Source organism: Bradyrhizobium hipponense (genome assembly GCF_008123965.1).
Classification (GTDB): domain Bacteria; phylum Pseudomonadota; class Alphaproteobacteria; order Rhizobiales; family Xanthobacteraceae; genus Bradyrhizobium; species Bradyrhizobium hipponense.
The window spans coordinates 20,729-40,894 of the sequence record NZ_VSTH01000172.1; the positions used below are offsets into that span (position 1 = coordinate 20,729).

General features: G+C 58.7%; 13 protein-coding genes. 5 read left to right on the forward strand and 8 right to left on the reverse strand.

Annotated features, from left to right (window positions below; all coding sequences use genetic code 11):
- Nucleotides 1-64 precede the first annotated feature (64 nt).
- Complete coding sequence (locus FXV83_RS37415) at nucleotides 65-1,528, forward strand: lipopolysaccharide biosynthesis protein (RefSeq protein ID WP_187436439.1); 1,464 nt, start codon at nucleotides 65-67, stop codon at nucleotides 1,526-1,528.
- 189 nt (nucleotides 1,529-1,717) lie between these two features.
- Here FXV83_RS37415 and FXV83_RS37420 read toward each other — a convergent pair whose 3' ends face one another.
- Nucleotides 1,718-6,976: an Ig-like domain-containing protein gene (locus FXV83_RS37420; protein WP_148744765.1), complete on the reverse strand. Its 5,259-nt coding sequence runs from the start codon at nucleotides 6,974-6,976 to the stop codon at nucleotides 1,718-1,720.
- Nucleotides 6,977-7,337: 361 nt separating this feature from the next.
- Nucleotides 7,338-7,724, reverse strand: coding sequence for a hypothetical protein (locus FXV83_RS37425; protein ID WP_148744767.1), 387 nt, complete (start codon nucleotides 7,722-7,724; stop codon nucleotides 7,338-7,340).
- Nucleotides 7,725-7,981: 257 nt separating this feature from the next.
- Here FXV83_RS37425 and FXV83_RS37430 point away from each other — a divergent pair, with 257 nt between their 5' ends.
- Complete coding sequence (locus FXV83_RS37430; RefSeq protein ID WP_148744769.1) at nucleotides 7,982-8,980, forward strand: glycosyltransferase family 2 protein; 999 nt, start codon at nucleotides 7,982-7,984, stop codon at nucleotides 8,978-8,980.
- Here FXV83_RS37430 and FXV83_RS37435 read toward each other — a convergent pair.
- Nucleotides 8,969-10,165, reverse strand: a complete 1,197-nt coding sequence (locus tag FXV83_RS37435) for a glycosyltransferase (protein ID WP_148744771.1) — start codon at nucleotides 10,163-10,165, stop codon at nucleotides 8,969-8,971. The genes FXV83_RS37430 and FXV83_RS37435 overlap by 12 nt on opposite strands.
- A gap of 110 nt (nucleotides 10,166-10,275) precedes the next feature.
- Between FXV83_RS37435 and FXV83_RS37440 the strand changes: the two genes are divergently transcribed.
- Nucleotides 10,276-11,325, forward strand: coding sequence for a glycosyltransferase family 2 protein (locus FXV83_RS37440; protein WP_148744773.1), 1,050 nt, complete (start codon nucleotides 10,276-10,278; stop codon nucleotides 11,323-11,325).
- Between the two features lie 61 nt (nucleotides 11,326-11,386).
- On the opposite strand, the gene FXV83_RS37445 is transcribed toward FXV83_RS37440, so the two are convergent.
- Nucleotides 11,387-12,205 (reverse strand): glycosyltransferase family 25 protein, encoded by an 819-nt coding sequence (locus tag FXV83_RS37445; protein ID WP_148744775.1) that lies wholly within the window; start codon nucleotides 12,203-12,205, stop codon nucleotides 11,387-11,389.
- A 276-nt stretch (nucleotides 12,206-12,481) separates the two neighbouring features.
- On the opposite strand from FXV83_RS37445, the gene FXV83_RS37450 reads away from it, so the two are divergent.
- Nucleotides 12,482-14,149 (forward strand): putative Ig domain-containing protein, encoded by a 1,668-nt coding sequence (locus FXV83_RS37450; RefSeq protein WP_148744777.1) that lies wholly within the window; start codon nucleotides 12,482-12,484, stop codon nucleotides 14,147-14,149.
- 10 nt (nucleotides 14,150-14,159) lie between these two features.
- On the opposite strand, the gene FXV83_RS37455 is transcribed toward FXV83_RS37450, so the two are convergent.
- Entirely contained in the window at nucleotides 14,160-15,290 is a 1,131-nt protein-coding gene (locus tag FXV83_RS37455) for a polysaccharide pyruvyl transferase family protein (protein WP_148744779.1), read from the reverse strand.
- A gap of 417 nt (nucleotides 15,291-15,707) precedes the next feature.
- Between FXV83_RS37455 and FXV83_RS37460 the strand changes: the two genes are divergently transcribed.
- On the forward strand, nucleotides 15,708-16,508 hold the full coding sequence (locus FXV83_RS37460; RefSeq protein WP_148744781.1) for an FkbM family methyltransferase: 801 nt from the start codon (nucleotides 15,708-15,710) through the stop codon (nucleotides 16,506-16,508).
- 85 nt (nucleotides 16,509-16,593) lie between these two features.
- On the opposite strand, the gene FXV83_RS37465 is transcribed toward FXV83_RS37460, so the two are convergent.
- The 3 genes from FXV83_RS37465 to FXV83_RS37475 are packed head-to-tail and all read right to left on the reverse strand — an operon-like array spanning nucleotide 16,594 to nucleotide 20,166.
- Nucleotides 16,594-17,550, reverse strand: coding sequence for a GDP-L-fucose synthase family protein (locus FXV83_RS37465; RefSeq protein ID WP_148744783.1), 957 nt, complete (start codon nucleotides 17,548-17,550; stop codon nucleotides 16,594-16,596).
- On the reverse strand, nucleotides 17,531-18,613 hold the full coding sequence (gene gmd / locus FXV83_RS37470; RefSeq protein ID WP_148744785.1) for a GDP-mannose 4,6-dehydratase: 1,083 nt from the start codon (nucleotides 18,611-18,613) through the stop codon (nucleotides 17,531-17,533). The genes FXV83_RS37465 and gmd overlap by 20 nt, the downstream gene beginning before the upstream one ends.
- On the reverse strand, nucleotides 18,610-20,166 hold the full coding sequence (locus FXV83_RS37475) for a lipopolysaccharide biosynthesis protein (protein WP_148744786.1): 1,557 nt from the start codon (nucleotides 20,164-20,166) through the stop codon (nucleotides 18,610-18,612). Before FXV83_RS37475 ends, gmd begins: the two co-directional genes overlap by 4 nt.

A 20,166-nucleotide genomic window follows, 5' to 3' on the forward strand; every position in this document is an offset into this window, starting at 1 on the left:
CCGCCGGGATTTGCAGGCAGCCGCAAGACCGAGGAAGAACTGTTTGAGATCGCGGGTGAACTCGTTGGACAGAGACAGCAAGTCGCGGGCCGCAACCAACATTCTCATAACGGGTGGGGCTCAGGCCTGGAAACTGTCGGCCGGTTTCGTTTTGACGATATTCTCGACGCGAAATCTTGCACCGTCTGACTTCGGCCTACTTGCCATGTCCGCGACCGCCGCAACGTTCCTCGGGCTCATCAAGGACCTCGGCGTCGGACAGGCCATCATTCAACGCCCGGAAATCGCCAAGGGCCAGATCGATGCGCTGTTCTGGCTGTCGGTGCTGGCTTCCGCGGCGTCGGCCCTCGCCCTGACGTTGAGCGCATATCCGCTTTCACTGTTTTACGACGATCCCAGGCTTCAACAGCTTATCGTCGCAATTGCAGGGCTTAGCTTCATTGCAGGCCTGTCAACCGTTCCCGCCGCCCTGCTTGCCAGAGAGTCCAGGTTCAAGTCCCTGGCAGTCTTGGATGTCGCAGCGACAACCGCGTCCATCGTCGCGGGGATCGTTGCCGTGATGATCTTGAGAAATTATTGGGCGCTTTACCTGTCCACGCTCGTTCTCACGCTGGTTTCGACAGCTGGGATCTGGACCTGTTCGGGCTATCGTCCCGGGTATCCTCACCTGGACGGCGAGACGCGGCACATGGCAAGGTTCGGCTTGCACGTGTCCGGGTTCAATCTGGTCAACTATTTCTCGAGAAACGCGGACAATATCCTTATCGGAAAATTCCGCGGCGGCGACGAACTCGGCCTTTACGATCGGGCCTATAAGCTATTGCTGTTCCCGATCGTTCAACTGCACAACCCGATCGGCCAGGTGATCGTCCCGCTTCTTTCGCGGCTTCGTCTCGATAAGAAAGAATACCTGAGCACTTACGACGATGCCCTTTCCATGGTCATGCTTGTATGTCAGCCAGGAATCGTTTTCGCCATCCTGCTCTCGGAGCCGCTCTTCAGAATTGTCCTTGGAGAGCATTGGGTGGGTGCAGCCCCGATTTTTTCGTGGCTTGGCGTTGCGGGCTTGATCCAAGTGGCGACCGCGACGGCAGCCTGGCTGTTTCTCAGTCAAGGCCGTGGCCGGGAGTACTTCAGGCTGGGTGTTTGGACCGCTCTGATCAACGTGACCTCATTCGTCGTCGGCCTTCCCTGGGGCGCCCTTGGAGTTGCCATGGCATATACGCTGGTGAACTGCGCCATCGTGCTGCCGCTTTACGCGACATTGATCGGTCGCAATGGCCCCGTGACGACGAGGCGCCTGATCGAAACGACCGGTCCGCATTGGATCGGTTGTCTCGTTGCGGCGGCCATCACAAGGATTTCGACCATCTCGTTGCTGGATGGAAACTCTCTGGCTGGACTGGCTACGCTGCTGGCGCTTGCCTATGCGTCATATCTCGTGGCCATCAGCTTCTTTGCGCAGAAAAGGGCACTCGCGAGGCGTCTGTTGCGCTACGGTTATCGAAGGGCAGCCCCGCAAATCTAGGCTAGGCAAAACTTCCCCGGATTGCAGGAACCGGCGCAAGCCCGGCGGCTTTCAGCCAACCGGACCTTAACAGCCGTCATACCAATGCGCGCTGAGCAGCGATTGAGTTCACCTTGCTGAATTCGCACTGACGATCTGATCAGGTCGGCTGACTGTTGACGTTCGCAGTCGTCCGGTTCTCAAAGACCTTCAGCGAAGGGTGAAGTTGTGCAATTCCGCCAGATGGGCATCGATGGGAGCCGCCGCGTGAACGAGGTCGGCCTGATGAAGGCTAAGGTCGGCATCTGAGCGACTGGTCTCCACGAGGGGCGCTGACCTGAACAATTCATGGGACGTCTCGTTGACGAACTCATAGGCGCCCTTCGAGGTGGCAGATTGCTCGAAAACAAATCCTTCGTGTCCCACGCGCGCCGCGGTTACGGCCGGAGTGGTCGCAGGAGGCTGCGATGCCGGAACAGGCGCGAAATCAAAGCTAGCTTTCGGAGGATCGATGACCAGCGTGCCGCCTGTTCCGTCGTTGGAGAGATTGAAGGTCGACCTCGTGTAGTCACCAACGAACGAAATATGTGCCGTGTGATTTTGGGCATCGACCACGGTGAGCACGCCACCGGCTGTGTTGCCGGAAAAGGACTCCGATGTCCCGGCTCCGTACGCGATGTCCTTCAGGTCGATATGGTTGGAATTGGTGGCAGTGCCATCGCCCGTCAGACCGAGCAGCGTTCCCGTAAATTGCGCCGCATGGTCTAGCACCAGATTGCCTGTCGACGCTTTGAAGGTGATCGACCCGGAAGCGGCGCTGGACAATTCGAGTGTGGCGCCGGCCTCGATCGTTGCGGCCTGCGTCATGTTGCCGAGGTTCAATACGACCTTCCCGGAAATATCGAGAACGGTCGATGACGTGTTGATCACGCCGTCGCCATTGAGGTCCTGGTGAAACGTCGTCTCGACCGCCTTGAGCGACGGGTCGGTCGGGGAGACCTTGTTCAGCAGGTTCGATATGTAATTGCCGTTGTTGTCGGTGGTCCACACCGCGAATTCGCCGGTGGCTGGAATCTTCCAGGCCACGTCATAACCGCCGGACGTCTGCTCCACCGCCACTGGTGTCCACACGCCGAACTGCCCCGGCACGACTGCTACGCCACCATACTTCAGCGTCGGTCCACTGCCGCTGGCCATTGAGTCGAGCAGGTAATTCTTGCCGACCAGAACCAGGCTGCTTGAACCCGACGCCTCGATTGTCGTGACGGAAGCTGTCGTGGTGGTATTTGTTGTGGTGGAAGGCGGCGGAAGACCAATCACACCATCGCCATTGAGATCCTGGTGGAATAGGGGCTCGCTGGACTCCAGAGCCGGGTCGGTTCCAGATACCTTGTTCAGATAGTTGGATACGAAATTGCCGTTGCCGTCGGTGTTCCAGATCGTGAACTGGCCGGTGGAGGGAATCTTCCATGCAACAAGATAGCCGCTCGATGATGCTTCCGCACTGACCGGCGTCCATGGGCCAAGCTGCCCTGCGACAACCGCCGTCCCACCATTCTTCAAGAGCACCGATGACCCGGCCGTCGAAAGGTAGAAGTTGCTTCCCACCTTGGTGAGCGTTGTCGAGCCGGCCGCTTCGATCACCGTGCCGATGACAGGACTGAAGGCGTTCGAGAGCTGGCTCAAATTGCCAGCAATGTCGGTTGCGGTCGCGGTGAAGCTGTGTTGGCCTGCCGTGAGCGACCCGGCGGTGATGCTCCAGGCCCCGCTCAGCGCCGCCACGCCTGTGCCGAGCAAAGTCGAGCCTTCGTACAGCCGGACGGTGCTTCCGCCCTCCGCCGTTCCGGAAACGATTATGGCATTCGAAGCGGCTGGCATGCCCGAGGTCAGGACAGGCGCAGCCGGCGCACGCGTATCGACCGTGACGTTTAGCGGGCCTGAGGAAGCGCTGGCGTTGCCGGCGCCGTCCGCGGCCGTGCCGGTGAAGATGTGGTTGCCATCCGCCAGCGGTCCCGTCGCGAAGGACCAGACTCCATTGGCGTCGGCGAGCGCGGTTCCGATCAACGTGCCACCGTCGAAGACCTGCACTGCGCTCGCCGCGTCAGCTGTTCCAGTCAGATTCAACTGGTTGGCGTTGGTGACGCCGTCGCCAGCAATATTGCTGTCGGGCGAGAACGACGCGATTTTGGGCACAGTGGGGGCGACCGTGTCGATGGTGACATTGGCCCCGGCCGAGAGCGCGCTGAGATTGCCGACGCCGTCCATTGCGGCAGCCGCGAAGGCATGGGCGCCGTCGACCAGCGTTCCGGTCGCAAAGCTCCAGCTACCGTTGTTGTTCGCGATCACTGTGCCGATCTGATTGGCCCCGTCGAATACCTCGACGGTTACACCTGCCTCTGCGTGGCCAGTGAGGACGAGATGATTTGTGTTGGTGAGGCCCGACACGATCGAACCGCTGTCGTTGGTAACCGAGATCGTCGGCACGGCGAGGGGCGTCATGGTCACCGGCGCGTTCGTCGCAGAGACGAACGAGTAGTCCGACGACGCCAAGCTGGTGACGCCGGCAATGCGCAGTGTATCTGCTCCACCCGCGTAGTGAACGGTCCACACGTCGTTCACATGAGTCAAATAGGCGCCGCTGTCATAGCCTTTCAGGATCAGCTTGTCGTGTTCGGCAGTTGTACTCGTCGGGACGTGGAAATCTGCGATCGTATCGTTGCCGCCGCCTGGGTGGTAAATGAACGTATCGTTCCCGGCTCCTCCGAACAGCCAGTCGTTTCCGCCGGCGCCATCGAGGATGTCGTCACCGCTCGAGCCGACCATGCGGTTTGCCATCTGGTTGCCGACACCGGCGAGCCCGCCCATCATCAACGTCAGGTTCTCCACGTTGGCCGGCAGCGTGTACGACGTCCAGGCCTCCACGCTGTCAATGCCGCTCCCTGGATTCTCGACGATTTTCTGGGTCGCGCTGCCGATAACGTAGGTATCGTCACCGTTCCCTCCGACGAGCGTGTCATCGATATTTACTGCTGAGAGCTTGTCGTTTGCCGCGGTGCCGTACACCATGCGGCTGCTCGCTTTCCCGCTGATCCAGGACGTAATCGTGCCGCCGACCGGCAGCGTTGCGGGCAACTGGAAATCGTCGCTGGTGAACGCCGAGATCGTCGTGTTCCGAAACACCAGGGTATCCTGGCTCGTCAGCTTCAGATAGACGTCGCCTCCGACCTGGCTCACCGCCGCTTGCACGTCGGCGAATGAGGTGAAGGCAAAGCCGTTTAGCTGGACAATGTCGTGTCCGGCGCCCGATCCCGGCGCAAAGTCGGTGATGATGTCCGAACCGTCGCCGGAGTTGAGTACGAAGGTATCCGCACCGCCACCACCGGTCAGGATGTCATTGCCGAGCCCGCCGGTGATGACGTTGGCCGCGGAATTGCCGGTGATGATGTTGGATTGGATATTGCCCGTGGCATTGACGGCCGCTGAACCGGTGAGCGTCAGATTCTCGGCGTAGCTGGGAAACGCGTACGTCACCGAAGAGTTTACCGTATCGATGCCTCCGCCATAGGCTTCGACAATCTTCGCGCCCGAATCGGTCACGACGTAGGTGTCATCGCCGGCGCCGCCGGTCATGGTATCGGCGCCTCCGGCGCCACCGATCAGGTCATTGCCGGAAGTGCCAGTCAACGTGTCCGCAGCCGCGCTTCCCGCAATCGTGTTGGTCGGGGTGCCGCTCACGAGAAGACTGTAGTTCGCGAGCGTGTATTCCGGCAATTGATAGGCCTTAATTGAATCGATGGTCATCGTTGCCGTCGATCCTGGAGCGGCGTTGCCCGGCCAGCTCCCGCCCATCGCGAGATTGGCGATCATATACATCGCCGCATTCATATCGGCTGGCGTGGCCTGCTGTGCGACCTCCTTCCCATCGACGAAAAACGTCAGGTCGTAAGGCGTCCACTTGAGCGCAAACGTGTGTTCTCCGGTGGTCAGGTTGGCTGTGTTTGCCCAACCCCCATTCGTCGCGGGCGCGTACGGTGAGTGAATGGCCCAATGGGCCTGGTCAGGATCCTGACCAAAGGCCTCGAGCACATCGATTTCCGTCTTGAGGTTATTGGCAGTGCTGGGAAGCAGCCAAAACGCCGGCCACGCGCCGCTCGTGCTGGGCAACGTAGCCGTCATCTCGAAATAGCCGTAGGTCTGGGTAAAGCTGTTCTGGGTCGAGATCATGCCCGACGAGAAAATGGCGCTGCCTGTGTAGGGCGTTGCACTTGCAGGCAAGGGCTGCGCGGTGATGACAAGATGGCCGTCCTGAATCGAGAACGGATTCAGCCCAAGCGACGTTGTTGCCTGGGTTGCCGGCAGCCCGGAAAAGCTGGGATCGACATACACTTCCTGCTCGCCAGCCAGCCCGTAGCCTGCTGCTCCGCTCCAGGCATAGCTTGTTCGCCAGGTCAGGCTGGGATCCTGCCCCGCGGAAAGCGTGTTGAAGTCGTCGTTGAAGGTCTGGACCAATCCTGTCAGGGGACTGACAATATTTACATTGGCCGCCTTGAGATTCTGCAGGCTGGTGTTTTCGAGCGTTATTGTCTCGCCGCTGGCGATCGTCAGGACAACGTCGGTGCCGACCTGCTTCATCGCCGCCGTGACATCGGCGAATGTCTTGAAGCCCGTGTTGTTGAGCTGCAGGATGTCCCCGCCCGCGCCCGCCTGAAAGTCGGTGACGATGTCGTTCCCGTTGCCCGTGGTCACAACAAAGGTGTCACGACCGGCGCCACCAGTCAGCACATCGTTGCCCCGCCCGCCGTCGATCATGTTATCGCCGGCGTTGCCGATGATGATGTTGTTGAGATCGTTGCCGGTGGCGGGAGACGGAACGCTATCCGTCAGGACCAGGTTCTCGACGTTCGGCGCATTGACGAGGCTGTATCCATTGATGTTCCAGACACGGATCGTATCGATACCCTCTCCAGCCTGCTCGACGACCTTGGTGTTGTGGTCGTAGACGTAATAGGTGTCATCCCCGGCTCCGCCAATAAGGGTCACGCCCGTGCCGCCGGCCTCCATGCCGTCATTTGTGGCACCAGTGGTCAGCGTGCCGCCTGCGGGGACAGTACCCGCCCAGTTCCACGCGGTTCCACTTGCCGGCAGCGGATTATCCAGCGCGACATTATTTGCAACCAAAGTCGAAAGCGCGACATTTTGCAGGGTAAGCGTCTCGGTCGACGACAGAGTTACGATCGTATCGGAGCCCACTTGCGTGGCTGCGGCCAGGAACGTGGCGAACGTCGCAAAGCCGTAATTCTGCACCCGCAACACGTCGCCGCCGACGCCCGCCTGAAAGTCGGTGATGGTATCGGAGCCATACCCCTTCGAAATGACGAAAGTATCCTGACCTGCTCCTCCGGTCAGAAGATCGTTTCCGCTGCCGCCAAACAGGACGTCAGCACCGGCGGTGCCGCTGATTGTGGTCATGAATTGCGTGCTCCCTTGCGTGCTCCTTGCACGACAGCCAACGACAACCACGTTCAAATGGGCCTTATGGATTCGACACAATTTGAAGCATGGAGAACAAAACTAGTGACAGGTGGAGCACCTATCACTCAAGGACGTGTCAATACGGGGGCGGGTGAAATCAGCTCAACACAACTCGCTTTCAACGCAGACGAGCGGTCGTTTTGTTCCAATGTCGAGAAATCAGTGCTGCTATGCGGGACGCTGGAAGCGGCGCTCGGCTCCGGTTCCAATCGCGAAACTTCCGGCACCAATGCTACTCGAGCTTGCCAGACGTCGGCCAAACGCAATCGCGTCCTTGGCGCGGCGCCTAGCTGCGAAACTATTGTCCCATCGCGGGTTCGCCAGCGGGATAGAACCGCTCTTGATGCGCTTCCGACAGAACTTGCCCAGTCGACGATTTCGCCAGGGCAGTCCATTCATATAGACCGGGCTTGCAAGGACCGAATGTCCGGATTCTCCCCGATGGCAGAATGCCATTAGCGGGAACCGGGACGTCCTGGCCTCCCATTTCCCGAGTGCCTTGTGCCAGCGTGAGCGACATCAACGTGGCATCTGCAGGAACGTTGCGCAGACGGATCTCGGGATTTGGGAAGAGCGTGACGCAGCCCTGCGCCCCGTGCCAAGAAAAATCCAGCGTCATCGGATCAGCCGATGCAGGATGAGATACGGCAAGCAATGAGGCGAAGACGGCAACAGCAACTCTCACTTATAGCTCCCATTCGAGTTCGCTTCCGATCTTCAGGCGATCGGGTACACAGCAGATACGCAAAATAGATCGCCGGTTTTAAGGCACCTCAGTCGTCATACTCGCTCATTTGCCGAGACACCAAGAGGCCAAGTCGAGAGGTCACGAGTTGGCCATTGTTTTGGCCGACTGTTGCTTGTCCCTTGGCGTGCATCAACAATTAGCGTTCCCGCGCCTGCCAACGGATTGAACAAAAAACGCAAGTGGGCAGCTAAACCGTGTCTAGGAAAGTCCTGATCGTCATACCGGTGTTGAACGAGGCGTCCCACATCGAGACGGTTGTCCGTAACCTGGCGCGGGACAGTCTCCTCGAAGACCGCACAATAGTGGTTGCAGATGGTGGCAGCACGGATGGGACGCCTGACATTGTCCGCGCTCTCGCCAGCGAAATTGACGGCGTCAATCTGCTGCATAATCCCCAGCGGCTACAGAGCGCCGGCGTCAATCTGGCCGTCCAGGTCTACGGTACGGGTGCGCAGGCCCTGGTGCGGTGTGACGCCCATTGCGAATATCCGGCTCATTATGTTTCGAGCCTCCTTAAGACCCTGGACGAGCGCAAAGCCGATTCGGTCGTGGTCCCCATGGACTCGCGTGGCGACGGCTGCCTACAGAAAGCCGTCGCGTGGGTCTCGGACACGAAGGTCGGTTCAGGCGGATCGGCACATCGCGGCGGAACGCAAAGCGGCTTTGTCGACCACGGACATCATGCGGCCATGACCGTTGACGCGTTCCGCAGGGCGGGTGGTTACGACGAAACCTTCACTCATAATGAAGATGCAGAGTTTGACTGCAGGCTGCGTGCAATCGGCGGCCGGATATTTCTGGATTCGGACATCCGCCTTTCATATCGACCGCGATCAGGTTTCGTGAGCCTGGCGAAGCAATACTTCAACTATGGTCGCGGTCGATCGAGAACCGTGAGACGGCATCCCGGATCGTTGCGATTGCGTCAGTTCCTAGTGCCCACTCATGTTGCACTCACGGTTTGCGCCATTCTGCTGTCTCCGTTGGCGCCAGCGTTGTTGGCATTGCCGGCGGCCTATCTGGCGATACTGGCACTGACCGCAGTGATGATTGCAGGAAAGCATCGCTCAATCTGCGGACTGCTCGCCTTGCCGGCCGCTGTCGTGATGCATTTCGCCTGGGCGCTGGGCTTTTTCTGGGGCATCCTGTCGATCCGCCAGACCACCTGGCAGATGACCCCTTCAGTTTCGTGAAGCCTCAAGAACCTGGGCGCTGGCATCTGCGCCCACACGCTGGCCCGCCTTCGCATAAGCGGACTCGGTCAGGCGTGCAATCGAGGTCCACGTCGGCACGGAGTCGCGGAGATCCAGCATTCCTTGACTCTTGGAGTTTCGATAATCAGGATCGCTGATCAAGCGCTCGAGCGACCGGGACAATGCGACGGGATCATCTGGAGGAACGAGCGTCCCTTCTGCCTGATCGCTCAGCCATTCCGAAAACGTTCCAAGGTTCGACGCGACAATCGGACGTCCCGCTGCGATCGCCAGCATCAGCACACCTGACGCGTCGATATCACGGTACGGAAAAGCCAGGATGTCCGCGCGCGCGACCAGCGAAGTGACTTCATCTTCCGGAACGAAACGCAGGTCGAATTCGACATACTCTTCGAGCTGCAGATCCTTCACCATCGCAAACAGCGGCTCCATCGGCATTTCCGGCCAGCCCACGACCTTCACCACGCAACGCCTCCTGACTTCTTGAGGAAGCAGCGCAAGCGCGCGAAGCATGACGTCGACGCCCTTGTAGGGCTTTATCTTGCCGAATAGGAGTATTTGAACGCGCCCGCCCCCGGTCGAAGGCTCGTCGGCCGGTCGGGCGATATGATCCGTCAGCAATCCGTGCGCGATAACGGATATTTTCTCGTCCGGGATACCGACGCCCAATAGGCGATCGCGTGCAACGGTCGTATGAACGATAAGATGGTCGAAGCAATGCAGAATCTTGAGCGCGCCAATCCGCTGTATCCGCGAGCTCGGATTGTTGTTGAACGGATTCGAGTCATGAACGGTCAGCACAGTTGGCGCGACCTTTCTGAACTTGGGAACGAACTGGCTGTCAACGATCGCCAGAGGCGCCCACTGGAAATGGATCACATCGGGCGGTGCTCTCCTGAAGCGCCTGATCAGCCGAGCCATTGATTCAGCGTGACTGAGACCCTTCAGTCCCAGCTGCACGTTGCGCGGAAGTTTCTTGAAAAAGCGCGACTGCATCCCAGGATAAAAATGCCGGTCAAGAAACCGCACTTCGTCGACGGACGGCTTCTGCCCAAGCTGGCGCCCGACAATGCTGGCTGCATGCCCAATATCGGTCAATCCTTTGGCTAATTTAAGATCATACGGCCAGGTAAACAGTGACGGATCGATCAGAGCGATTTTCATGCGATTGTCTCACCAACCATGCTTTGCGGACCGTGAAATTACTTCTGGCTCATCAACGCATGGATTGATAGCCTTCGGGTGACACTGGCGGATTTCCTGAGCGACACACGTTGAAGATTAGCATCGTCATAACAGTCTACAATTACGAACGGTATGTCGGATTGGCAATCGACAGCGCGTTGAATCAGACGCGCCCAGCGGATGAAATCGTTGTCGTCGACGATGGCTCCATCGACGGTTCCCGTCAGATTATCGCCGGGTATGGTGACAGGATTCGAGCCATATTTCAGGCAAATCAAGGCAACATCGCAGCATTCGAAGTTGGGTATCGCGAAGCGACAGGCGATGTGCTGCTGTTCCTCGATGCGGACGATATCCTGATGCCGACAGCAGTGGAAAATGTCGTCGCACACTGGCGCGAGGGTCTCTCGAAAGTTCAATTCAATCTGGCACTCATCGACGGCGCTGGCACGCCTCTTGGACGCTCATTTTGTGCGTTTCCGACGTCGTACACGTCACAGGACGTGCATGCAGAATTTATCCGGTCGGGAACGTACATCTGGCCGGTCATGTCGGGAAACGCGTATTCCAGAGAGTTTCTTCGTCAGGTCATCCCTCTCAATCCGCCCGTCGGATACGATGGCGCTCTCAACTCGATTGCGCCTCTTTACGGGGACGTCGTCACGGTGCAGGCAACCTTGGGGCAATATCGACTCCATGGTCGAAATATCAGCCGGAACGACGCGAAGGGCCGCGCGCAGCCCTTTCCCGATTTCCCTAGGCAAATCGGGTTTCGCGTTGCCGAGTTCGATATCCTGAAGGCGCATTGCGACAGGAAGTCGATACATGTGCAATCGGCAAGGCCAATCGATAACGAGATCGTCTTTATCAACTATCGCCTGGCGTCGCGTAAATTGGGACTGAGGTATGTCAGCGAGGATGCGGACACGTCGAGCTCGCTTCTGCGTCGTGGCATATGGCTGGCCCTGACCGAGACGACACAATGGCGGACCGCCGCCTCTCATATCGTCTGGTTCACTGCGTTATTCTTGAGTCCATCGTGGCTTGCATACCGGCTGATCATGCTCCGGTTCAACAGAGCAGAACTCCTGAGGCCGCTCCTGAGGTTCGGCAGCGTTATCCGACGCACGCACGCCTGAATGCGCGATGGCGCAAAGGCAACCCGCCTCGTCAGACCCTCATCGCGCGCCTAGGCATCAATCACAGGCTTTCGATCCTGCGAATTGTCTCCGGCATTGGCCCGTAAAGACTGGTTACGCCGGCAAGGCGGACGCGAATCCGCCTGTCGGACTGGCGAAGGCGAATATTTTCCGACAAGCGCAGAACATATTCCTTCGATTTCCACGCAAACCACGCCGCCCTGTCGAGCGCAGTAGGCTCACGGACCGTCTCGGCCGCTTTTGCAATCGACGATGGCAGCGTCAGCTCAAGGCACGGAAATGGAAACAAGCCATAGTTGTACAGCCCATTTGCCCAGAAGCGATCCATCTCCCAGTCGACTGGCCGATGGATCGTCGCCACGCTGTCGATGAATCGACGCGCTGCGCGGCTGGAGATCAGATAGGCCTGCGTTCCCATTGGCGCGCGCTCAAACCGCACCAATTCCCGCTGATCCAGCCAAGCTACGTGCTTGCACGGCGCCATGTGTCGCCCATACAGCCGCAGATAACCGATGTCGGCAGCCTTGCAGATATCCGGAAGCGATCGAAAGCTGAATCCGGCGTCGAGAACAACATCGTCTTCCACCACAAGTGTCCATGAATCGTCGGTGTCTGATGCCGCCAGTTGCGCCATGATGCTCATATGGCTCGCTGCGCAGCCGATCTCGGCTCGTGAAAGGCCCCTGCCCCAAAAGCGGATGGCCCGCGCTTCATCATATTGCGGGAGCCCCTTGGCTGGCACACGCAGGGCATCAAAGAAGGTCCACGGAATACCAAGTGAGTCAAGATTTGCACTCGCGCGCTCGCGGCGCTGGGAACCGGCCAAACTAATCGCCACAACTCTGAGATTGCTGCCCATTGATTAGTCAGTCCTGCGCTGTCAACTTGGAATCGCATTGCATATGATCTCGAAAGGATTAGCGCGAACTTGTCTCTGCTGACAAGGAGGAGGCAAGCGCCCAGGGCTGCCATGCTCGCGACGATGTTTCACATTGTTATCCCCGTCAGCACGACATCTGCGGCTATACATTAGAATGGTCCGAATTCGGACGCCTTGGTGCGAACCGCAGGTTCCTCACTTGCGAGTGAATGTGTACGCCGCGAAAATCATGACGGTCAGGCAAGAGAGGCGTGGATGCCATCAAAGCGTCGAATCAACGGCACCATGGCAGCACTGTTCGTCGCGTCGTTGTTTGTTGCTGGCTCAGCACTTTATCTAGGCCTGAGCAACGATGGTGTGCGACAGCGCCTGCGAACCTTCACGCCCTTCAAGCAAAGCAGCCAGATCGTCGGTGGCGCCGTCGTCGGCCAGAATGGCAGTGGGTTCTATGCGGGCTATACGCTGTCCTGGGGTGACGATTTCGACACCCTCGATATCATTGGTCCGGCAAACCCTCGCGGCAAGTTCTTCCCGACTGGCGCCTATCATCCAGGCATCCGCGGCAATACCACGTCGCTAGGGACAGCCTTTGATGCCGACCCGCTAGCGACAGGTTACAAAGACCGTAACCGCGGCGTCGCGGTCGGTTTCGACAACATGTCGGTTTCCAGTTCGGTGTTGCGGCTCGGGGCGCGCAAGGCAACAGTGCGCGAGCAGGCATTCCTTACACCGACCGACCGGTCCATCAACGGAGGCGTCCGCCCGCACCTCTCCGCAATGATTCATACCGCCGGGGCATTTGCATACTACCCGACCACCAACGCCGTCATCATCGAGATACGTGCCCGGTTCAGCTCCAGGCTTACAAATCCGGCTGGCTTTCATCCAGCATTCTGGACCTACTCCGTCACACCCGTGCTCAATCCAACCGGCAACGAGTGGGATCTGGAGTGCAACTCTCAAGGGATGCACTTCAGCAATATCGTCCACACGTCGGGGGCAATCTCGACCGACAACAGCGCCGGACCGTTCGACTATATGGACGATACGTTCTACGTCTTCAGCTTCGTCTTTCGAAACGGCGGAAGCACCCAGCTCTACGTCGATGGTGCCCTTCGGTCCCAGTTTGTTGGCGTGGACTCCAATACCAAGAATATGCCCTCATTTGTGCTGCTGACGTCACACATATTCAATAATACGTTCGCGGGCGAGGCGTATGACGCCGCGGCGTGGGCCGGCGCGGCGACCGCCTATCTCGACGTGGACTGGATCCGCGGCTGGCGGACGGCAGGCGTCGCGCATTGGAAGCCGCTGGTTTCCGTCGAAGGCCTTAATGTCGATTATGACGGCAACGGCAAGGTCGTGCTCCCGAGCGCCCAGGCCCTCTGGGGTGATGCAAGCGTCACCGAATTCGTCCAGGTCGTCCCGTACGACAGCTCCGAACCAGGCATGGCGGAGCAGACGACGTTTACGCAATTCCCGGCAGGAATTTCGTACGACGCGGCCTCGCGCACGATCAGGGCGGACTTCACCGCCGGCACGGGCAATGCCGGGCGGTCTCACGTGGTCGTCTATGGCTACAAGCCTGATGGCTCGACGATGGAACCCCTGCGACTTTCCATTAATCGCGGCCCACGAATGACGACCGGCCCCCTTTCGGCCGCCGTGGGCGACCGCTACCGCCACGATATCTATGGGGAGTGCGACGCCGGCGTCATGATGCCGAAGATCCTGTCCGTCAAAGGACTACCGCAGGGTCTCTCCTTTGACGCTTCCACCGGACTCATCATCGGCGCACCAACGGCAACAGGGGTCAGCCCCCTGACAATCTCCTGCACAAACAACGCGGGCCAGACAACAACGAGGGCGACCACATTCACCGTCGACGCGCACGATCCGGCGGGCCGCTTGGACGGAAGATGATGCTCGACCGTCATCCTTGATTCGGCGACGCCGGAGCGCCTTTGCATATATCCAGAAAGGTTGCCACCGCCTCGTCCACACTCGTGCTCAATGGTCGGCCCAACTTCTCGAAGGGCTTGCTCCAGGCGTCGACAAAGGTGCTGATCTTTCCATAATTGTTGTCAAGGACCGAGTGCGGGACATTTAACAACACGCAAAATATGTGCGTGTGAAGCCGGTCCGTGATCACATAGGCCGACGATCCAACCTGCTTCATTCCACGCGCTACACGGTTCGACGCCAAAAGGTGAAACCATCGAATGCGCGCGTCGAGCTCGGATGGCATCCTGCCTTTGAACGCGAGAAGGGACGTCTCAAGCAGCGCCTTGAGAAACAACCACTTTCCCAAGCCGCGCTGTTCCGTCAACCAGTCCTCGACAACTGCAAAGTTCGGAAGCGGACGAGAACGCGGCCGCTCTACCTTCTCGTGATCGGTTCGAAGCAACAGCAATAACTCCCTCGTTATTGCCGCTCGCGAGCTCTGCGGCCCCAGGCAAAATGCCATGTCCGGACAGAGATCGACGGGCGCCGTGAATTCCTCTCTGGCGACCTTCAAACTTTGCACGTCGCGAACCAGAATCAGGAACTTTTTGTGAGCGTTGATGATGTCCGCGGCGCGCTGGAGGCTTGCCTTCGAGGAGAAGTGTATGGTTTGCGGCAACTGGATGATCTGGCGGTCGGGAAACTCCGATAGAAGCCTGAGACGAAACTCCTGATGACTTGGCCACAGGTCACCGAAATTGCCGCCGCCATGGATGAGGATAGGTCCGGCAGGAACCGCTCTTTCAAAATCCTCCTTTGCCCAGGTGTCGTAGGTACACACGTAGGACGGCGCTCTTCCCAGCTTCTTTTGCAGATAGGTCTCTTCACCCAACCATATGGCGCTGTCTCCCACATTTGGATGGTTCGGGAAGTCAACCAGCGCAAAGTCGTCGACGCCTTCCAGATAAGGCCCGATGACCCTGTCGATCTCACTCTGCAATTCCGTGATGAGGGTACGAGAACCCTTCATGGGATTTTCGGCCATCGTCCTGAACTCTTCGGTGCCGCCGGTCGCATCACAGCATCGAACGGCTTCTGATGCATTACCCAAAATTCGCATTCGACAAATCCACTTCCGCGTTCCGCGAGGTATTTGCTACAGCATCTGCGTGCTGCCAGCGAGAGTGCCGGACAGTTTGCGGTGCCGGGCTCCTGCGTCAGGCATCAGATTCGATCTTTCGCGCTCAGCCGGCTTCTGCCTCAATCACCCTCTCGCGTCCCCTGGCGTCCCTCGCCGGCGCGGAACAGATCAGATTCCAGAGAACGGAATAGATCCGCTTAGCAGCCACAGGCAGTGTCGGCAACGCTCCCGATTACCGACAGCACCGCACATATTCATGACAAAAATCGAATCTATTGAAGTCTTAAGGCAGGCAAATGTGTTCATCGCAACGAACATAGGCAACGAACCTACCCGGAGTGCCGCTTCTTGCAGCAAGCGGCACCCGGATGCGTTAGCGAGCTCGGAGTCAACCGCATGATTGGTTTGTTGAAGGACTATGTGAAGTCACGCCTGCTCGATAACGACCTTATGATATCCGGCACCTCAAAGGAGGAGGAGCTCAGGGAGTACTTCCGGGACCTCTTCCCTGTGGCAACGGACAAGAAATTGATTCGACTGGGCGGACCGGCTGATGGTGGCTATCTGGTTCCGGACGACCTGGATGGATGCGTCGGTTGCTTTTCGCCGGGCGTTTACAACGTCTCTGATTTCGAGCTCGGGCTCGCCAGACGCGGCATACCGTGTTTCCTGGCTGACTTCTCAGTGGATGCACCCGCGATCCAGAATGATCTGCTGGATTTCGAAAAGAAATTCCTCGGGAACGAAAACAACGCCAAGTTCATGACTTTAGAGAACTGGATGTCGAGAAAGGGCCCTCAGACCGGCGACCTCATTCTCCAGATGGATATTGAGGGCGGCGAATACGAGGTTCTCATCGAGACGAACTCAGAGTACCTGAACCGCTTCAGGATCATGATTATCGAGTTCCATTCCTTGGACAGACTTCTCAATCCCATCGGTCTCAAACTCATCGGAGCCGTTTTCAAGAAGATCACCAAGCACTTCGACGTCGTACACATCCATCCAAATAATTACTTCAAACCGATCGAATACAGGGACTTCAAGGTCCCCCCGATCATGGAATTCTCGTTCTTGCGCAAGGATCGCGTTTCTCGTCGGGCGCCTGCGAGAAGGTTTCCTCACGACCTCGACCGGAGAAACGTCGCAAACAGAGACGACGTCGCGCTGCCGAACTGCTGGTTCACCCCGGAGTGATCGCCCCGATGCAATCGCGCCAACTGCCGTCAACGGTCGCGCGCTCACGCGACCGTTGGCCCGCACAACAAAGCGGTAGCGTTCCCTACTCCGCCGCCTGCGCGTTTTCGCTGAGATACGCCTGATAGGCCAGCTTGAGCCCATCCACGAGTGAGGTCTTGGCCCGCCAACCCAGCTTCGCTAACCGGCTGACGTCGAGCAATTTGCGCGGGGTGCCATCGGGGCGCGAGGTGTCATAGCTGATCTCGCCGGAATAGCCGACGATCGCCGCGACCACGCGAGCGAATTCAGCGATCGTGATGTCCTCGCCGGTGCCGATGTTGACGAGCTCGCCGCTCGAATAGGTCTTCATCAGGTGGATGCAGGCGTCCGCCAGATCGCCGACGAAGAGAAATTCGCGCCGCGGCGTGCCGGTGCCCCACACCTCGACGTTCTTCGCCCCCGACATCTTGGCCTCGTGGAAGCGGCAGATCAACGCCGCGACGACGTGGCTGTATTCGGGATGATAATTGTCGCCGCGACCGTAAAGATTGGTCGGCATCACGCTAATGAAGTTTGATCCGTACTGGCTGCGATACGCCTCGATCATCTTGATGCCCGCGATCTTGGCGATCGCGTAAGGCTCGTTGGTCGGCTCCAGCGGGCCGGTCAGCATCGACTCTTCGCGCAGCGGCTGGGCTGCGAGTTTCGGATAGATACAGGATGAGCCGAAGAACATCAGCTTCTCGCATCGATTGACGTGCGCGGCGTGAATGACGTTGGTTGCGATCGCCAGATTATCGTAGAGGAACTCGGCGCGCAGCGTGTTGTTGGCGACGATGCCGCCGACTTTGGCGGCAGCAAGGAATACTGCCTGCGGACGCTTTGCAGCGAACCATTTGTCGACAGCGGTCTGGTCGCGCAGGTCGACCTCGCTCCGCGACACCGTCAGCAGCTCGACATTTTCCTCTGCCAGCCGCCGCACCAGCGCGGCGCCAACCATGCCGCGATGGCCGGCGACGAAGACGGTCTTACCGGCCAGTTCAAACGGAGTGCTTACCATTGGCAACCTCTCGCCTGGCCTCGAGCAAATCGCCTGCCATCATTTCCTTGACCAGTTGCGCGAACGGGGTCCTGGGTTTCCAACCGAGCTTCTCGCGCGCCTTGCTGGGATCGCCGATCAAGAGATCGACCTCGGTGGGACGGAAATAGGTCGGGTCGATCCGCACCACGATCTTGCCTGACTTCTTGTCGATGCCGGTTTCGTCGACGCCCTTGCCCCGCCATTCGACACTGCGGCCGACTTCGGCAAAGGCGAGCTCCACGAACTCGCGCACCGAGCGGGTCTCCCCGGTTGCTAGCACGAAATCGTCGGGCCCGTCGGCCTGCAAGATCATGTGCATGCCTTCGACATAATCCCTGGCATGGCCCCAGTCGCGCTTGGCCTCGATATTGCCGAGATAGAGCATTTCTTCGAGGCCCGTCTCGATGCGGGCGACGCCGCGCGTGATCTTGCGGGTGACGAAGGTTTCGCCGCGGATCGGGCTCTCGTGGTTGAACAGGATGCCGTTGCAAGCATACATGCCGTAGGCCTCACGGTAGTTCACCGTAATCCAGTAGCCGTACAATTTTGCGACGCCGTAAGGCGAACGCGGATAGAATGGCGTCGTCTCCTTCTGCGGCACTTCCTGCACGAGGCCGTAGAGCTCGGAGGTGGACGCCTGGTAAAACCGCGTCTCCTTCTCCATGCCGAGAATCCGGATCGCTTCCAACAACCGCAGCGTTCCGATCGCATCCGCGTTCGCGGTGTATTCCGGGCTCTCGAAACTGACCGCGACGTGGCTCTGCGCGGCCAGATTGTAGATCTCGGTCGGCCGGATCTGCTGCATCAGACGGATCAGATTCGTTGAATCCGTCATGTCGCCGTAATGCATGAGGAACGGCACGTTGCCGGCATGCGGATCCTGATAAAGATGATCGACGCGGGCGGTGTTGAATGAGGACGATCGCCGCTTGATGCCGTGGACGGTGTAGCCCAGGCCGAGCAGATACTCGGCGAGATAGGCACCGTCCTGACCAGTGATACCCGTAATCAGCGCGACGCGGCGCTTCGACCTTTCATTCATAATTGCTCACCCGGCTGCACGGTTGTCATTGACGATTTTCCCAGTTTCCCAAACCTATTGGCGATTGCGACGAGGATTCGCAGGATCTCAAGCTCGGGCCCAGTCGGCGAGCCTGCCGCTCGCCAGACTCCAAACAGTGACCCGACATAGGCAAGAGCGCTCACGAGAACTACGGCGATCAATCGAGCATAGACGTGAGACTCATGGCCAAAAAATGTGACGAAAGCCCAATTCGTCAGAAGACCGGCAATGATCATCGTGCAGGTGGACAGAACGGTCCTCAGATTCACGAGAAATTGCCGGGAGACAGAAGTGTCGATCAGTTCGCGGACGAGGACCATGTTGTATACGACACCGCCGAGTGTAATCGCCACGCGAGCGACAAGCAGGCCAAGTATTCCTCCTACCCACAAGCCGGCAACGATGACAGGCAGCCTTACGATCAGGATCGCAACGTCGCGATGAAATAATCTGCGGGTCTGCCCAAGGGCCAGACCAAGGGGCTGGACGGTCGCGCTGAGCGTATGCAACGCAATTGCGCCACCGAGAAGCTGGATCACGATCGTCGCGCCTGCCCAGGCCTTACCCAGAGCAAGCGGCACGAACTGATCGGCGATCAGCGCGAAGCCGAACCCCGCCGGAAAGGCGATCGCACACAGGATTGATTGCGCCGACAGATAAGCTCGCTGCAGGGCGGCTTTGTCGTCCCTCAGCTTGACGAACGCGGGAAACAGCGTTCCTGCGAGCGGGTTTGTGGCTTCTCTTGTCGGCGTGGCGGCCAGGTCGCTGCCCAGCACATATCCGCCCAGAGCGGATTTCCCGAGGAAATATCCGATGATGATCTGGTCGAAACGCCAGTTCAGCGTGCTGACGGCCTGTCCGAGTGATAGCCACACAGAGAACGACCACAGGGAGCGACTGCCCTTTATCCGGAATCTTGGCCGGAACGGCCGGATCAAATAGGAGGCGACGACGTCGACGAGATTGGCGGCGACGGCCCCGGCGATCAGTGCCCAATAGCTCTTGAAGCAAATGGCGATCCCGGAGGAGACCAGAATGGTTGCGAGCGCCCGGCTGATGCTCGTCACGAATTCCTGCCAAAAGACGAGTTGACGCTGCATCATTGCGAGCATCGGATTCCGAAGACCGGATATCGCAATCGAGCAGCTCAGGACCAACAGGATCGGAACCAAACGGCCATCGCCGTAGGACAACGACACCGGATAAGCGAGCAACGACAGCAGGAGTGCGAGCAAGCAAGCCCGAGCCATGCTCAACGTCCACGCGGCGTGGAATTGGTCTTCAGTTGGATCCTTGTGGTGAATGAGCGCCGATGTCAGGGACAGTTCGGTCATCGACGTCAGGATAGCAATGATGGCCGTCGCGACGGCAACCAGGCCGAAATCTTCCGGCGTGAGCATTCTCGCCAATATGAGCGTGTTCAGGAAGCCGAGACTGGCGACTACCAGCCGGCTCACGCCGATCCAGGCAGCTCCGATGGCGATTGAATTTTTCGACAAAGGAAGCCCCGCATGCGCACCAGCAGCGACCAT

Excerpts from the sequence above, each read along its gene's own strand:
- FXV83_RS37420 (WP_148744765.1), bottom strand. The coding sequence starts at position 6,976 with ATGACCACAATCAGCGGCACCGCCGGTGCTGACGTCCTGTTTGGCGGC.
- FXV83_RS37435 (WP_148744771.1), bottom strand. The coding sequence starts at position 10,165 with ATGAAAATCGCTCTGATCGATCCGTCACTGTTTACCTGGCCGTATGAT.
- FXV83_RS37445 (WP_148744775.1), bottom strand. The coding sequence starts at position 12,205 with ATGGGCAGCAATCTCAGAGTTGTGGCGATTAGTTTGGCCGGTTCCCAG.
- FXV83_RS37450 (WP_148744777.1), top strand. The coding sequence starts at position 12,482 with ATGCCATCAAAGCGTCGAATCAACGGCACCATGGCAGCACTGTTCGTC.
- FXV83_RS37455 (WP_148744779.1), bottom strand. The coding sequence starts at position 15,290 with ATGCGAATTTTGGGTAATGCATCAGAAGCCGTTCGATGCTGTGATGCG.
- FXV83_RS37460 (WP_148744781.1), top strand. The coding sequence starts at position 15,708 with ATGATTGGTTTGTTGAAGGACTATGTGAAGTCACGCCTGCTCGATAAC.
- FXV83_RS37465 (WP_148744783.1), bottom strand. The coding sequence starts at position 17,550 with ATGGTAAGCACTCCGTTTGAACTGGCCGGTAAGACCGTCTTCGTCGCC.
- gmd (WP_148744785.1), bottom strand. The coding sequence starts at position 18,613 with ATGAATGAAAGGTCGAAGCGCCGCGTCGCGCTGATTACGGGTATCACT.
- FXV83_RS37475 (WP_148744786.1), bottom strand. The coding sequence starts at position 20,166 with ATGGTCGCTGCTGGTGCGCATGCGGGGCTTCCTTTGTCGAAAAATTCA.